General features: G+C 36.1%; 9 protein-coding genes. 4 read left to right on the top strand and 5 right to left on the bottom strand.

All coding sequences use genetic code 11. The annotated features are described in order from the left end of the window. Positions 1 to 184: 184 nt before the first annotated feature. The 4 genes from fsa (at position 185) to AC6CH4_RS15935 (ending at position 8,605) form a co-directional block, all read left to right on the top strand. A complete protein-coding gene (fsa, locus tag AC6CH4_RS15950) occupies positions 185 to 841 on the top strand; it encodes a fructose-6-phosphate aldolase (RefSeq protein ID WP_194656965.1) in 657 nt (218 codons plus the stop codon). A gap of 586 nt (positions 842 to 1,427) precedes the next feature. Continuing rightward, entirely contained in the window at positions 1,428 to 4,523 is a 3,096-nt protein-coding gene (locus tag AC6CH4_RS15945) for a SusC/RagA family TonB-linked outer membrane protein (protein WP_498104646.1), read from the top strand. Between the two features lie 11 nt (positions 4,524 to 4,534). After that, positions 4,535 to 6,454 carry a RagB/SusD family nutrient uptake outer membrane protein gene (locus tag AC6CH4_RS15940; RefSeq protein ID WP_498104644.1) on the top strand — a complete coding sequence of 640 codons (1,920 nt, stop codon included), beginning with the start codon at positions 4,535 to 4,537 and terminating at the stop codon, positions 6,452 to 6,454. Positions 6,455 to 6,685: 231 nt separating this feature from the next. Continuing rightward, the gene (locus AC6CH4_RS15935) at positions 6,686 to 8,605 is read left to right on the top strand and encodes a sialate O-acetylesterase (RefSeq protein ID WP_498104642.1); all 1,920 of its coding nucleotides are present in this window, start codon (positions 6,686 to 6,688) and stop codon (positions 8,603 to 8,605) included. Between the two features lie 60 nt (positions 8,606 to 8,665). Here the strand turns inward: AC6CH4_RS15935 and AC6CH4_RS15930 are convergent, their stop codons facing one another. The 5 genes from AC6CH4_RS15930 to AC6CH4_RS15910 all read right to left on the bottom strand — a co-directional run bounded on the left by AC6CH4_RS15930 (position 8,666) and on the right by AC6CH4_RS15910 (position 17,627). After that, positions 8,666 to 13,081: a PAS domain-containing sensor histidine kinase gene (locus AC6CH4_RS15930; protein WP_498104640.1), complete on the bottom strand. Its 4,416-nt coding sequence runs from the start codon at positions 13,079 to 13,081 to the stop codon at positions 8,666 to 8,668. Positions 13,082 to 13,093: 12 nt separating this feature from the next. Beyond that, positions 13,094 to 13,543, bottom strand: coding sequence for a response regulator (locus tag AC6CH4_RS15925; RefSeq protein ID WP_498104638.1), 450 nt, complete (start codon positions 13,541 to 13,543; stop codon positions 13,094 to 13,096). A 512-nt stretch (positions 13,544 to 14,055) separates the two neighbouring features. After that, positions 14,056 to 15,267: an NO-inducible flavohemoprotein gene (gene hmpA, locus AC6CH4_RS15920; protein WP_498104636.1), complete on the bottom strand. Its 1,212-nt coding sequence runs from the start codon at positions 15,265 to 15,267 to the stop codon at positions 14,056 to 14,058. A 125-nt stretch (positions 15,268 to 15,392) separates the two neighbouring features. Continuing rightward, positions 15,393 to 16,133, bottom strand: coding sequence for a ZIP family metal transporter (locus AC6CH4_RS15915; RefSeq protein WP_498104634.1), 741 nt, complete (start codon positions 16,131 to 16,133; stop codon positions 15,393 to 15,395). 63 nt (positions 16,134 to 16,196) lie between these two features. Then, positions 16,197 to 17,627, bottom strand: coding sequence for an anion permease (locus AC6CH4_RS15910; protein WP_498104632.1), 1,431 nt, complete (start codon positions 17,625 to 17,627; stop codon positions 16,197 to 16,199). Positions 17,628 to 17,673: the final 46 nt, after the last annotated feature.

Here is a 17,673-nt window from a genome sequence, read left to right as displayed (position 1 = left end):
AGAGTCAGCGGCCATATCATTAAATTTTTCTTCAAAATAAATAGTTTTTCAAACTGTTTTTACAGTGATTTCTTTACTGTTCAATTTCAAATTATATAACTCATATTACTTGTTTGTAATTTATTTTATTGAATTGGAATACAGAACTATTAGTTAATCAAAAATAAATTTAAACCACAAACCAATGAAATTTTTTATAGACACTGCCAATTTAGAAGATATTAAAGAAGCTCAGGCTTTAGGCGTTTTAGATGGGGTTACGACAAATCCGTCCTTAATGGCCAAAGAAGGAATTACAGGAAAAGATAATATTTTGAAACATTATCTTGCGATCTGCAATATTGTAGACGGCGATGTTTCTGCAGAAGTTATTTCTACAGATTTTGACGGAATGATTAGAGAAGGGGAAGAACTTGCAGCTTTGCATGAGCAAATCGTAGTGAAGTTGCCAATGATCGCTGACGGAATCAAAGCTTGTAAATACTTTTCGGATAAAGGAATCAGAACGAATGTTACTTTAGTTTTTTCACCAGGACAAGCTTTATTGGCTGCAAAAGCTGGTGCAACTTACGTTTCTCCCTTTTTAGGAAGACTAGATGATATTTCCACTGACGGAATGCACCTGATTTCAGAAATAAGAGAAATTTATGATAATTACGCTTTCAATACGCAAATACTTTCAGCTTCTATCAGACATACGATGCACGTAGTGAATTGTGCCAAGGTAGGATCTGATGTAATGACCGGACCATTATCATCTATTAAGGGATTGTTGAAACATCCTTTGACAGATATTGGATTAAATCAATTTATTGAAGATGCTAAAAAGATGCAGCTTTAAATAAAAAAAACTATTCTTTGGGATAAAATCTTTTTTATTTTTTTTAAGAACTCCTTTACTTTTTAGTAGGAGTTTTTTTGTTTTAAAACAAACGATTGTGTGAAAACCAAATTACAGATAAAGAAATATTCAAAATTATATCTTTCACCTATTTTTATTGGTAAATAAGCGTATTGTCTCTGTTTACTAAGGCTTAAAGTTGTTAATTAGTAAAAATAAACTTTCTTTTTTCAGGCCAGAGGTATTGCTGTTACTGCCATGACAATTTTTGCTTTTTTCTTATTAAATTTCATAATAGGTTAATTTACTTTTAAAATTTAGATTCTTAATGCTTTGTTCGTTATGATATGAACAAACTTTTATCTTAAAAATTATACTTACCCTATTTTATTCTGGCTTTTTTTTCGATATAAATAAAAAAATATTACGCAACCGATTGTGTGTTTTGTATTTTTATTTATATTTGTTAAATGAATAATAAAAAAAGAGTCTTAATCTGACTTCTCAGACAATTCTCATTTTAATCTTTCATACAGTAAAAAAAACTAACTCAAACCATTCTATTAATTATCTAAATCAATTTTTTATGACTAACTTTTTTACAGTTAAAAGTAAATCAAAGCTCTTAAAGTGCTTAGGTTTTTTATCACTGATGTTTCTGTTTTCTTTGAGTGCCAGCGCTCAAAATACAGTTACAGGAGTTGTTTCTGACGCTAATGGACCTATTCCGGGTGCCAATGTGAATATTAAAGGTACCAAAACAGGTGTTGTTACCGGTTTTGATGGAAATTATACTATTACAAATGTTCCTGCTAATGGAGTATTGGTATTTAGTTTTCTAGGTTTAACAACTAAAGAAGTACCTGTTGCTGGTAAAACTAAGATTGATGCAGTATTACAGGAAAATTCTAATGCGCTGCAGGAAGTTGTTGTTATTGGTTACGGTACGCAGCGAAAAGAAGCGGTGACCGGTTCTGTTTCTTCCATTAAAGGAGATATCGTTCGCGAAGTGCCCTCAGCTAATATTACACAGGCTTTGCAAGGACGTTTAGCAGGGGTTCAGATGACGCAAACCTCCTCTAAGCCAGGTGCTGACATGCAGATCCGTATTAGAGGTACACGTTCCCTATCTAAAGGCATGAACGATCCGTTGGTTGTATTGGATGGAATTCCTTTTGCAGGATCTATTGGAGATATTAGCCCGGACAATATTAAAAGTATAGACATCTTAAAAGATGCTTCAGCAACCGCTATTTACGGATCGCGTGGTGCCAATGGTGTTATTTTGATCTCAACAAATAAAGGTCAAAAGGGACAAAAAGCCACCTTTACCTATAATACCTATAGCGGTTTAAAAAATATTTTTGCCAAATTCCCAATGATGAACAATTCAGAATTTGTGGCTTTGCGTAAAATAGCGACTCTGCCGGGTTCGACTGCGCCACTTTATGCAAATGGTCCGGACGAAGCTGATAACGTAAATACGGATTGGCAGGATCTGATGTTTAGATCTGGTATCGTAACAAATCATGATATAGGCGTTGCAAGTGGTACTGAGACGGGTAACTATAACTTTGGAGCTAGTTATTATAAAGAAGAAGCGGTATTACCTGGACAGGATTATGCACGTTTAACTTTAAGAGGTGCTGTAGATCAGGCAGTTGGAAAATATTTCAAATTTGGTTTTACTACAAATAACAATTACTCCATTACCAACGGAGGTAATTTAGGTCTGTACAGTACTTTAAGTACAACACCAATTGCTAATCCATATAATGCGGATGGTTCTTTGAAAAGAACGGTTAAGATGCCATTAGATGAAAACTGGGTATATACAAGAGAAACTATAGAAAATTTGGATGATAAGTGGATTGATCAGACTAAAGCCTATAGTTCTTACAACAATTTATATGCTGAGTTAAAAATACCTGGTGTTGAAGGTTTGAAATATCATATCGATTTAGGTGGTAATTTCCGTACTACTAATGGAGGTCAATATACAGGAGAAGGCGTATTTAGTGTCAATCCAACAACAGTTTCAACAGCTCAAGTTGTTAACACGCTTAGTACAAACTGGGCAATCCAAAACTTGCTTACTTATGATCGTACCTTTGGAAAGCATCAGGTAAATGCAGTTGCTATGTTCTCTTCAGAACAAACCAGATACAACAAATCACAAGTTAATGCAAAGGATATTCCTTCTGACTCTTTCCAATTTTACAACTTAGGACGAGCAGCAGGTGAAATTTCTATTAACCCTGAAAATCAGGAATATCAGGTTAGCGGATTGATATCTTACATGGCACGTGCAATGTATTCTTATGATAATCGATATATGCTTACAGCTACTATAAGATCGGACGCTTCTTCAAGACTTGCCGAAGGACACCAGTGGAATACTTATCCTGCTGTATCAGCTGGTTGGAATGTGAAGAATGAATCTTTTATGCAAAATGTAAACTGGCTGGATCAATTAAAGTTACGTGCGGGTTATGGAGAAACTTCTAATCAGGCTGTGGCTCCTTATTCTACATTGGGGCTTCTGGCTTCGAGACCCTACAATTTCGGAGATGTGAATACAACAGGATACTATGTATCTAAACTTCCTAATGCTGATTTAGGTTGGGAGTATTCAAGCACAATAAATTACGGAATAGATTTTTCGTTATTTAGAAATCGTTTAACTGCGACCGCAGAGTACTATGTTACAGATACAAAAGATATTCTTCTGGAAAAAAACCTTGCTCCGACAACGGGTGTAGGCAGCTATACGGCAAATATTGGACAAACTCAAAATAAAGGTTACGAAATTACCCTTAACGGGACCATATTTGACAATCCAAATGGATGGTCATGGGATGTAGGTGTTAACTATTATTCTAACAAAAACAAACTGGTAGCACTTACTGAAGGACAGCTAAGAGATGAAAACAACTGGTGGTTTGTAGGACACCCAATTGATGTAATCTATGATTATAAGAAAATAGGACTTTGGCAGGAAGGAGATGCAAATCTTACTAAATATGAGCCAGGAGGAAATGTAGGTATGATTAAGGTTCTATATGCGGGTGACTTTAATGCAGATGGTACACCTACAAGACAAATTGGACCGGCAGACAGACAAATAATAAATGTAAATCCTGATTTTCAGGGAGGTTTTAATACTCGCGTTGCCTACAAAAATTTAGATTTAAGTGTAGTAGGGGCTTTTCAAAGTGGCGGGGTTCTTATTAGTACGTTATATTCTTCATCAGGTTACCTTAATATGCTTAGTGGACGTAGAGGAAACGTAAAAGTGGATTACTGGACACCTGAAAACACAGATGCAAAATATCCAAGACCAGGAGGTGCTACAAGTAATGACAATCCAAAATACGGATCTACTTTAGGTTATTTTGATGCTTCATACGTTAAAATACGTACGATTACCCTTGGTTATAATGTTACTGAAAAATTTATTAAGGATTTAGGAGTAGATAGATTTCGCCTTTATTGTACCATACAAAATCCATTTGTGATCTATTCACCTTACCACAAAGAAACAGGTATGGATCCGGAAACGAACTCGTTTGGTGACGAAAATGCAGCAACAACAGATTTTTATAAACAACGCTTGCTAACATTGGGAACAAATACGCCTTCAACGCGTACTGTCTTGCTTGGCCTTAATTTAACATTTTAAAAAAAATCACGATGAAACCTATACAAATAAAAACTTTTATGGTAACAGCGATTATAACGCTGTTTCTGGGAGCCTGTTCTAATGTTTTAGAAGAAGAGCCTCGCAGTATTTACACCCCTGATTATTTTAAAACTGAAAAGGGGGTTGTTGGAGGAGTAACATCAATGTATGCTCACCTTCGCTATATCTATGGACAGGGTTATTATTACAATACGACCGAAACCGGTACTGATGAAGCTACTTATGCACAAAGTGCAGATGGCAATTTTAAGGATATGGATCTTTCAGGAGTAGGAACAATTACGCCATCTTCAAGCCGTGCAGATGCTATCTGGGCCCCCGCATTTTTTAACATTAATACGGCCAATGGCGTTATTGAAAATGCAGCAGCAATCGGAACGATCTCAAATGCAATGATTGCCGAAGCAAGATTCTTTCGCGCATTTGATTATTTTCTGCTAGTTCAGACTTTTGGTGGAGTTCCATTAGATTTAGGGGCAGGAGAACTTAAATTCAACGTATCCCCGTCAAGTAGTTCTGTTAGAAATACGGTACCTGAAGTCTATACCAAAGCTATTTTTCCTGATTTAGTGACAGCAGTAAATGATTTGCCGGATGCTGGAAGAGTAAAAGGCGGAGTAACAAAAACAGCGGCAAGACTTTATTTGGCAAAAGCTTATTTAACGTATGCATGGTGGTTGAAAAATCCAAACAATATTCCAACTTATCCTGAAACTACCCGAGTTGATCCTGATGGACATGATGCGACATGGTATTTTCAAAAAGCGTATGACGTGGCAGCAGCCGGAATTGATTCTCACGGTTCATTTGCATTACAACCAACTTATTATGATGTACACTTAGGTAGCAACGATCGCAATAGTGAAATTTTGTTATATGCTGACCACACCGAAAAAAGTGAGTTTTATAATGCCAGCAGTCTTACTTATTCTAATGGTGCTGCACCTGAAAATTTTGCTGTTTGGATGATGACTCCAAATTACACTAACATCAGAAGTTCAGGAGTAAGTTCTGTACAACGTGAAGCAGAACAACACTTAGGACGACCTTATGTTCGTATGTGTCCAACTATTGGCGCTATTACAAACACTTTTGCAGACAAAACAAATGATTCTCGTTATGATGGTACATTTACATCAGTGTATCGTGGTAACTGGAATAAAGCAGGAAATACTTCCCCAACATTAAATAATGCTAACGGCTTACCGGTTGCTCCGGGAGGTGCCATACTTTCATTCCTGAATAATGATGATCCGGCTGTTACTTATAATACTGCAAACGGAGCTGTTGGCGCAGGAGTGTTGCCAGGAAGAGCAGATTTTGTTATAGCACCAAGTGGAATAAGCAGAATTTTATTCCCTGGATTATGGAAACTGGGAGTTTACCGTACAGATGGTGCAGGAGGTTTAGGTCAGCCTAATGCAGCAAGTACCCGTCCTTTCAATATTGCTAAATTTTCAGAACTGTATTTAATTGCAGCAGAAGCAGCTGTAATGGGTGCAGCTCCTCAAGGTGGAAAAAGTGCCAGAGAATTAGTAAATGTTTTACGTGCACGTGCAGGAAAATGGAGATTTGACAACAATGGAAATGTAGTAAAAACAGTAGATAACAGTGCTGCAATGACTGCAGCGACTCCTGCAACTATTGATATTAATTACATTTTGGCAGAACGCTCACGTGAGTATTATGGTGAAGGTTATCGTTGGTACGATTTAATACGTACTCAAAAATGGACAGAACTTTCAGGCTCATACAGAATTTGCGGTACCTCTTATGGAGACCATACACCAGCAACCGTAGCCAGAGATATTAAACCTTATCACTATTTACGCCCAATTCCTCAGGCTCAATTTGATGCAATGGTAATGTCTCCTGCAGAAGAAGCTGCTTATCAGAATCCGGGTTACTAAATAAAAGTACATATTGAAACAAATTTGGTTAGATCTAAAAGTAGTTAGTTAGTCGTTATAATTTTTTTACAGAATTAATTTATAACATAATGTAAGTTTGTTTCCAAAAAAGCCGGAAGTTTATTTCTTTCGGCTTTTTGTTGTTGAACTAATGAAATGTCTTATTGTAAATATTTCGGCGTAAATTCAACAGCAAAACAATGATCATCTGGATATTAAAAGAAAAAATAAATGAAAAGAACAATCCTCTTTATAACATTGTTTATTTGCAGCGGTATTTATGCTCAGATAAAATTGCCGAGATTAATTAGCGATGGAATGGTTTTACAGCGCGATATTCCGCTGAAAATCTGGGGCTGGGCAGCGCCGAATGAAAAGATCGAAATAAACTTCAATCAAAAAAAGTTTAAAACGACAGCTGCGAAGGATGGGAACTGGATCGTTACACTGCCGTCTCAAAAAGCAGGAGGGCCGTACGAAATGACTTTATTGGCAAGTAATACTATTGTACTGAAAAATATCCTGATTGGTGATGTCTGGCTTTGTTCGGGACAATCTAACATGGAACTTCCAATGGAACGTGTTAAGGGTAAATACAAAGACGTAATTGCAAAGATTGATAATAACAATATCAGACAATTTTTGGTTCCTGATCAATACGAATTTGCAAAAGAAAATACAGATTTTTCATCAGGAGAATGGCTTTCTGCAAATCCGGAAAATATTTTAAAATTCTCTGCTGTAGCTTACTTTTTTGCCGATGAAATCTATCAAAAATATAACATCCCAATTGGATTAATTAATAGCGCTTTGGGAGGCTCTCCAGCCGAATCATGGATCAGTGCAGAAGCGGTCAAAAAGTTTCCGGAATATGATGCTGAGTATCAGAAATTCAAAGATGGAACATTAGGTGCTCAAATTGAAGCAAGTGATAAAAAGATTAATTCGACCTGGTATTCGACTGTAAATAATGAAGATGAAGGTTTGAAGAATAGATGGTCAAATCCCGAGTTAGAAGATTCGGATTGGAAAAGCATGAATATTCCGGGTTATTGGGCAGATAACGAATTGGGAAATATAAATGGTGTTGTTTGGTTCCGAAAAGAATTTACAGTTTCAAATTTAAAAGAAAGCAATGCAAAACTTATTTTAGGGAGAATTGTCGATGCTGATTCGGTTTATGTAAACGGACATTTTGTTGGGACAACCTCTTATATGTATCCGCCAAGAATTTATCCTTTTGATGCGAAGTTTTTAAAAGAAGGAAAAAATGAAATTGCCATTCGTGTGATTAACAATACAGGACGAGGCGGTTTTGTTGAAGACAAACCCTATGAATTGATTTTGGGTAATGAAGTTATCGATTTGAAAGGTTCATGGAAATATAAATTAGGTGTAAAAATGTTGCCTTTGCCACCACAAACTTTTATAAGATGGAAACCAGTCGGATTGTATAATGCGATGATTGCGCCTTTGAAAAATTATGCAATAAAAGGCGTGCTTTGGTATCAGGGTGAATCGAGCACTAAAAAACCGGAAGAATATTCGGCATTGATGGAAACCTTAATCACAAACTGGAGAGCAGAGTGGAAGCAGGGTTCTTTTCCGTTTTTATATGTGCAGCTTACTAATTTTATGGCCCCAAAAACAGAGCCGGGCGAAAGTAACTGGGCTGCATTACGACAACAGCAAAAAAATACTTTAGCTGTTCCCAATACCGGAATGGCAGTAACAATCGACATTGGAGAGTGGAATGATATTCATCCTTTAAACAAATACGATGTTGGAAGAAGACTTTCGTTATTAGCCAGAAAAATGGTTTATGGAGAAAAAAATCTTGTTGCTTCAGGACCACTTTTTAAATCTTTGGCACAAAAAGGAAATCAACTTGTTTTGAGTTTTACAGATATCGGAACAGGTTTAGTAACCAAAGACAATCAACCTCTGAAAGCATTTGAAATCGCTGGTCAGGATGGTAAATTTGTTTGGGCCGATGCGGTAATTGAAGGAGATAAAATTATAGTTTCAAATGCAAGTGTTTTAAATCCAACTAAAGTTCGATATGCCTGGGCAGATAATCCGGATCAGGCGAATTTATATAATAAAGAAAATTTACCGGCTTCTCCTTTTGAAGGAAGTCTAGAAAAATAATACGATTCAAATAAAACCTAAATTAAAAAGCAGGAATCCCATTTGGAATTCCTGCTTTTTTTATTCTTTTTCAGTAGGGAGATAAATATCAAAAGTAGCTCCTTTATTCTTTTCACCGGTTGCAGTGATTATTCCGTTATGATTATCTACAATTTTTTTCACAATGGCGAGCCCAATACCAGTTCCGTTATATTCTAGTTTTCCATGTAAACGCTGAAAAACCTCAAAAATTTTGGAGCTGTATTGCTGCTCAAAACCAATTCCATTGTCAGAAATTTTAATATGACAATAGTGAGTGTTTTGCTCTAGTTTTTTATTGTTAAGAAGTGATCCTTTCACAATTTCACTTTGAATCTTTATAACAATTGGTACTTCAGGATTTGAGAATTTAAGTGAATTACTCACTAAGTTATATAAAAGCTGTCTAAACTGAAACGGAATAATATTAGCCTCACAGTTCTCACAGTTTTCAATTGTGGCATTTTTTTGCTCAATTTCTTCTTTTAAATCGTCTTTTACTTCGTCAATAATTTTAGAAAGATCTGTTTTTTCATAAATACGTTCCTGAATATTCGTTCTGGAGTATGAGAGTAAATCATTGATTAATGTTTGCATACGTTGTGCAGCATTTTGCATTCGCTGAAATTTATCCTTTCCATTGTCAGATAAGTTTTCAAACTCTTTTTCCAAAATTAATGTAGCAAAAGTTTGAATTTTCCTTAAAGGTTCCTGCAAATCATGACTCGATATATAAGCAAAAGATTGTAGCTCCTGATTCATTTTCTCCAGCTCTGCATTTTTTTGTTCCAGTTCTAAAGCATTTAATCTTAATTTATCATCCGCTTTCTTTTTCTCTGTTAAATCATGCGTTACTTTTGAAAAACCAATCACTTCGCCTTTTTTGTTATGAACAGCGGTAATGACAACACTTGCCCAAAAAAGGCTTCCGTCTTTACGAATGCGCCAGCCTTCCTGTGTTGCTTTTCCTTTTTCGATGGCAATGTTGAGTAATTTTTGAGGGAGATTGCTCTTTCGATCTGATTCGGTATAAAAATTAGAGAAATTTTTCCCTATAATTTCTTGGGCTTTATAGCCCTTAATTTTTTCAGCACCTAAATTCCAATTTTCAACAATTCCTTCGTGATTTAAATACAGAATAGCATAATCCTGAACTTCTTCAACCATTAAATGATAACGTTCTTCACTTTTTTGAAGTGATTCATTCATCAAACTCAATTCTTTGGTTCTGGCAGTTACCTGTTGCTCCAATTCATGCGTAAACGCTTTTTCGGTATGAATGTCGGTAAAGGCACCAACCCATTTTATGATTTTATTGTCTATATCTAAAACGGGTTCTCCAATAACGGCATGCCATCTGTAATTTCCATCTTTTCTTTTTACACGAACATCGCAGCGGTAAGGTTCTCCGGTGGCTAAACTATGACTCCATATATTGGCATTTTCATCAAAATCATCAGGATGAATCATAGCCCTCCACTCAGCTTCTCCATTAGGTTCAATTCCGGTATATTCGAACCATTTGCCCGAAGCAAATAATGAATTGCCTTTTTCATCTGTTTCCCAAATTAATTGCGGAATACTTTCGGTTAAAGAGCGGAATCGTTTTTCGCTTTCTTCTATTTTTTTTCTGGCCTCTACTTTTTCAGTAACATCAATCAACGTGATTTTTATTCCGGAAATAGTGTTGTCGGATTCACGTTGTGGAGCATATTCAAAATCAATATAATACTCATGGTTTTTACCGTTTCTATTGATGTACAAAAGAGATTCTGATTCTGAGTATACATTCCCTGTTTCGTATACCTCTTCTAATAACTGAGCATATTTTTGTTTTCTAAGTTCCGGAAATATTTCGAAAAGTTTTTTGCCTTGTACGTCGCTTTCCTTTTTCTTCCAAATGTTTTTCAAAAGAGCAGAATTGGCAATTTCTATCACCATACCTTTTCCTTTAACAATTGCTTTGGGCACAGGGGATTCCATCACCAGCGTACGAAATCTTTTTTCGCTTACTTCCAGTTCTTGCTGATGCTTTTTTTCGTCGGTAATATCTCTTATTGTTCCTATTAATTTTTCTGGATTATTATCTTCATCATAGAAAAGTTTTCCTTTTCCTTCTACCCAATGAATTGAACCGTCGATCCAAACCGTTCTGGCTTCATAATTTAGATATCCTGAAGCAAGAGCATTTTTAAAAGCCTTATTGCGAATGGGCATATCATCCTGATGAATATGTTTGAGAAGTTGTTCGTGAGTTAATTTTATATTCTCTTTATACCCACCAACAATTTCGAGATATCTTTGAGAGTAAATTGGTTCTCTTGTTTTTACGTTCAATTCCCATGTTCCTAATTCACTGGCTTCAACAATAATTTTAAGCCTTTCTTCGTTTTGTTCTATTTCTTTTCTGGCGTCTACTTTTTCGCTGACTTCCGTAACAGTTACGATGATGCCTGAAATAGTTCCATCTTCTTCTTTAAGGGGATGATAAAGAAAATCAAAATAAGAAATTTCTAATTTTCCATAACGGTTTAACGGAATCGGAACTTCATATCCATGAAAAGGAATACCTGTGGTAAATACGCCGTTTAAAAGGGAACTTACACTTTCTTCGACCTCGGGTAGGGAATCAAATAAAGGTCTTCCAATAAAAGTAGTTTCTTCTCTGTCAACTAATTTTAAATAGGCTTCATTGGCCATTTCGACCATATAGTCAGGGCCGCGTAGAATGGTAATTCCAACTGGAGCTTGTTTTACCGTATTCCTAAAACGCTTATCAGCTGCTTCAATTTCTTTTCGGGCTTTTACCTGCGGTGTATTATCAAGTACCCAGACAGTCACTTTGGCTACTTCTCCTTCCATGTTTTTTAGCGGTGCATAAACAAAAGTGACATATATATGTTCTTCTTTGCTATGTCTAATGAGCATCATCTCTACTTCATTAGCATAAAAAGGAACTCCTTTGTCTATAACTTTTTGTAGTGCTTCTTCGTAATATGGTTTTGCTTCCGCGAAAGAATCCCAATAATGTTTGCCAGCGATTTCTTCATATTTTTTACCGGCAACTTCTATAAAGCTGTCATTCACGATTTCACATACTAAAGTTTTGGCATCCAACAGGCATACTCCAATTGGAGCCTCCAGTACCATACTTCGTAAATTTTGTTCGTTTTCTTCTATTTTTTTCTTCGCGACATTCAAATCAGTAAGGTCAACCCCCGTATTCATTACTCCGTATACATTGCCATTTACGTCATATAAAGGCGTCAGGCTGTAATTAAAATAATAAGTACCGGATTTTCCGTCAACTGTTAAATCAAGGGGAGTGTTTTTTGTATGGAAAGATTGACCGGTTTCGAAAACGGTCTTAATTTGCTCAAAAACCAACTGATTATCAAGTTCAGGAAGTACATTTTTAAATGATCTTCCTATAACATCATTGCCTTTTCCCCATATTTTAATAATGGAATCATTAGCCAATTCGACAATCATTTCTTTCCCTACATAAACGGCAATAGGGAAAGGGGCATTTTCTACGAGCTGTCTTACTTTTTGTTCGCCTTCTTCAACTCTTTCTCTGGATAAAACTTGTGTGGTTACATCGATAGCAATTGCAACAACACCTGAGATAGTTCCATCACTTTCTTTGAGAGCATCGTAAACAAAATTTAAATAAAGAGTTTCAATTTTTCCGTTACGGGGTAATTGAACCGGGCGTTCATTTGCAATAAATTTTTCGCCCGTACTATAAACTCTATTGATTAAATTTTCTAAACCCTGATCTTTTGCCTCTGGTAACCCCTCAAAAATAGGTTTATTCAATACCTTTTCTGCAGTTGTTCCCCATAATTGAATCATTTGCTCATTTGCAATTTCCACAATATGCTCTTTTCCTCTAAAAACACACATTGCAACAGGAGCCTGCATAATATTGTTTATAAAGCGTGCATTGCTTTCCTTTAAGGCGTCGGTGGCCCGTTTTTTTTCTGTAGTTTCAATGACAGTAACCAGAACACCGCCAACGGTACCATCTTCTTTTCTAATAGGACTGTATGAAAAGTCAAAGTAGCATTCTTCCACAAATCCATTTCTGTTTAAAGGCAGCATAAAGTCTGGAAAACCAATAGGTTTGCCTTCCATAACGCCATAAAACATAGGACCAATAATGTCCCAGATTTCAGAAAATGTTTGTCTTGTACTAATACCTAAGGCATCCGGATGTTTGGTAGAACCTAAAATAGGACGATATCCATCGTTATACAATTGTGTATAATTGTCACCCCAGGCAATATACATTCCGAAAGGGTTTTCCAGCATAACTGCCACCATTGTACAAAGACTTTGTGGCCAGGTTGATGGATCGCCTAATGCTGTTTTACTCCAGTCTTTGGCGCGTATCAATTCGCCCATTGCTCCACCACCGGCTAGAAAATAATGTTCCTTATTTGTACGGTTCATTCCAAAAACTATTTAAGGTTGAAGAACAAAATGCTCTCGTACAGGTTGTTTTAATTTGTTTTCAGAAGCTACATTCAGGGCATTGCCGATCACTTTTTTTAACTTAGAGAATTCACCGGGTTTACGAATATAGTAAGTCGCACCTTTTTGATACATCAAATCAACAATCTCGGTATCCAGAGATGTTGAGAAAATAATTATTGGCAGCGTATGGAGTTCTTCAATTTCTTTTATTTCTTTCAGGCATTCATGGCCATTTTTACGGGGCATATTAAGATCAAGAAATAAAATATCCGGCAAATTATTGGAAGAATTGGCAGCCAGATAATCCATAAGCTGAACGCCATCATTAACAACAACAAGAGATACCGGAAGCGATAATTCATCAAGAGCTTCTTTAAAAAAAGCGCAATCGTCTTCATCATCGTCCGCTAGTAAAAGATTGTAATGCTGTTTATTCATTTTATAGTAAGGTAAAATTTGTTTGGATTATGTTTTCTAATTCAAATATCTCATTTTGTTTGTATTTAATGAAATTCTGAATCTAAAAATGTTTTTATTTCTGCTAAGATACGGCTAATTAAAATAGCAAGAATTCATAATAAACCAATAAATTTAACGATTTAAAGTAAAATTTCATAATCTTTTTTTTGTTTTTAGGTTTTTTTAGGGTTGAAAGTAAACCTTCAAAAGATTGTTTTGATTTTAAAACGTAAACTTAATTTACTAAAAAGATAAAACCTCCAAATAGACTGGAGGTTTTAAGATTTTACTTTTTATGAGAAAATATAATAAAAGAAAAAAAGTTTGAAATTAGACTTGCTACCATCCAGGAACGTATCCAAAAAAACAGAAAATTAGATTTGTCTGTACAATTAATAGCAGCCAATGTCAAAGTGATAAAAAATGTTGTGGTAAAATTCTTTAAAAGTACAATTGAGTTTTTCTTCCTGTAAAATTGAACAACTTTCACTTTAATTCAAATTAATCAATTGAGGGCCAAATTCTTCATAAAAGATGTTTTCCTGATTGATATTCAAATTAATTAAGGCTTCATATTGTGTTTTGATGAACATTTCAGGTCCGCAGATATAAAATTTAGCGTCTTCTAATAAAATAGCATCCTTACATTTATGAAGATCGACTCGTCCTTCAATTATCTGATTTGAAGTATGGTCATCGTTTTGTACTGAATCATAAAAAGTAAAGGTCTCCAACCATTCTGCTTCGTCTTTTAAAGTTGAAATCTGTTCTTTAAAAGCATGAACCGATTCATTTCGACAGCCGTGAATCCAGACTGTTTTTTTATTTTGAAGAGCATTTAAATTGGTTTCCAGCATGCTTAACATCGGCGTAAGCCCAACACCGCCACTGATTAAAACCAATGGATCTTGAGAATCTTTTTCTAAATGAAATAGTCCGGCCGGAGCTGAAATAGAAATAACATCACCTTCTGATTTCGAATGTAAAGTTTGAGAAACCATTCCGGATGGATTTGGTGCAATTCCGCTGTCTTTTTTTACTGAAATTCGATAATATTCGGGATTGAAAGCGCTGGATAAACTATATTGTCTTGGTTGTAAAAGCCCTAATTCAGGAACGAAAACCTGAACGCTGATGAATTGACCCGCGTGAAAATTAGTAATTTTTTTTTCATCTTCAGGATAGAGATAAAAGGATTTAATTTCTGTTGATTCTTCAATAATTTTTTTAATGATAAATTTTCTCCAGCCGTTCCAGCTTCCGGGTTTGGCAGCGTTTTCTTCATATAAACCCTTTTCCAGATCGATCATGATTTTTGCCAATTGATAAAAAGCAACCGTCCAGGCTTCTAATATTTCAGGAGTAGCGGCTTCTCCTACAACTTCTCCAATAGAAGCGATTAACTGTGTGCCGACGATTTTATACTGTTCAGGTTGAATATTAAGACTTCTGTGTTTGGTTCCGATTCCTTTCAGAACCCCGATTAAAACGCTTGGATCTTCTATATTTTCGGCGTAGGCCAAAACGGCATTTGCCAAAGCTGATTTTTGTCTTCCGTTAGCCTGATTGCCCATATTGAACATATTTCGCAATTCTGGATGTTCTCTAAACATTCTGGCATAAAAATAATTGGTAAGGTCTTCGCCGTTGGCTCTTAAAATAGGAATAGTTGCTTTGATCAGCTCTTTTTGATGTGAATTCATTTTGTGATATTTAAATTTGATTTAGATAAATGGCTTTATCGAAATATTTATAGTCACAAATTTAATTATCACTTGAGGCTACCTTTTATGACTCAAATCATAAGAAGTAAAATTGATTATATTTTTTAATGAAAATTTTCAAAAACGACTAGACATACGGAAAGAAAGAATCCAAATACAGTAAAGACTCCAGCCAATTTTCCTCCGTGTTCATAAGCTTCCGGAATCATCGAGTTGGCTAACATCATTAAGATTGCCCCGCCGGCGAAAGCCTGAATAAAAGAAAGCCATTTCTGCGATGCGCTGCTAAAAATGGAGAAACCTGCCAGAGTTGCCAACGCACAAAGCAACGCAATTCCAGTCCAGAGTATTATTATTTTTGCCGAACTCCAACCTCCGGATTTCATTCCTGAAGATCCGGCAATGGCTTCAGGTAAATTGGAAATAAAAACGGCGACTAACATGGTTAGGTTTCCTGAAGTTCCTTCAAAAAGACCTAATCCAATAATAATGGATTCCGGTACACCATCAAGTATAATAGCCAATACCATCGGAATTATTAAACTGGAGCTTTTGCTTTTTCCTAATTTCAGGCGATTTTTGGCTCCAAAATTGGCAATGAGTTTATCAGAAAAATAAAATATTGATGCGCCGGCAAAAAAGCCAAAAGCAGGAAACATAGTGCCTCTCCCTAGTTTTACGGCTTCAAAGATTAACTCGTAAGAAATGGCCGAAATTAATGTTCCGGCACCAAAACCCATAATAACACCAATAGCACGATTGCTTAAGGAATAACGAATTGCCAGTATCCCGCCAATAATGAGGGAGGAAGTAGCTAATAATCCTGTAATAAAAGCGTGTAACATGATGTTAAATTTTAAATCTGATAACTATTCTCTGCTGTTTTGCAATTACTGCTTTTAACTATTTTAAAAGTATCCAATAAGCCGCATCCATAATCCGCCAATTACCATATAAATAAGTAACATAACAAGTCCGGTTACAAGTCCTTTAACCCACCAGCTTTTTAAGTCAACATATCCGCTCCCAAAGAAAACAGGTGCAGGGCCGTGACCATAATGTGTCAGGGTTCCGTATATTGAGCCTACAAATCCAAGCATGAAAGCAAGTAGTAAACCCGGAACTCCAATAGATATACCAACACCTAACAATGCTGCATACATGGCGGCCACATGCGCTGTTGCACTGGCAAAAAGATAATGACTGAAAAAATATACCAAAATAATGATCGGAAAAGCCATTTGCCAGCTTAAGCCTCCAATCTCCGCTTTAACCAGATCACTAAACCAGCCAATAAAACCTAATTCATTGAGCGAACTGGCCATCATTACTAAGACAGAAAACCAAACTATTGTATCCCAGGCTCCTTTTTCGGATTTAACATCTTCCCAGGTTAATACTGAAGTTAATAATAAGACAACCAAACCGATAAAGGCTGTTGTTGTAGCATCGATAGAGAATAAATCGCCCGTGATCCAAAGAAATAACAAGATGAAGAAGGTCAACAACATCAACCATTCATTTCTGGAGATTGGCCCCATTTCTTTAAGTTTCTGACTCGCGATTTGTGGAGCATCTCCGGTACTTTTGAGTTCAGGCGGATAAATTTTATACAACACAAACGGAATTACAAAAAAGGAAACGATACCGGGAACAATTGCCGCAGTTGCCCAGGACATCCATGAAATTTTGATTCCTAAATTAAAGGCAAATTTTTGACACATTGGGTTACTTGCCGTTCCTGTTAAAAACATGGAAGAGGCGATAAGGTTCATGTTATAACTATTCAATGTTAAAAAAGCACCCAATTTTCGATGTGTTTCCGGCTGATCCGGCATGGAGCCGAAACTCATTGACATCGCCTTCATAATGGGGTAAATAATTCCGCCACCTCTTGCCGTATTACTTGGTACAGCTGGTGCCAAAACAACATCTGCAAGTCCTAAACCATACGCTAATCCGAGCGAACTTTTACCGAATACTCTAATGAATAAAAAAGCAATTCTGTTTCCCAATCCCGTTTTAATGAAACCTCTTGCAATGAAAAAGGAAATCCCGATAAGCCAGATTACTTTATCTCCAAAACCTTTTAAAGCCAATGTGATAGATTTTCCGGCTTCTCCAGGTGCAAGTACTTGCGTAAAGGCAGTTACCGCAATGGCGATCATACACATGGTTCCCATTGGAGCTGCTTTCAGGATGATTCCGAGGATAGTTGCCACAAAAATGGCAAACAAATGCCAGGCTTCAATTATAACACCTTGCGGAGCCGGAATAAACCAAATTAATAAACCAACTACCAGTGTAATAATGGTTTGAGTAATTTTTACTTCTTTCATAAGCAACGAGAATTAAGTTAAACTAAAGCTGGCGTTGTAACTGAAT

The organism is Flavobacterium sp. GQ95, from assembly GCF_059758655.1.
The sequence above is the reverse complement of the archived record's forward strand: the minus strand, read 5'-3'. Positions and strand labels throughout refer to the sequence as shown.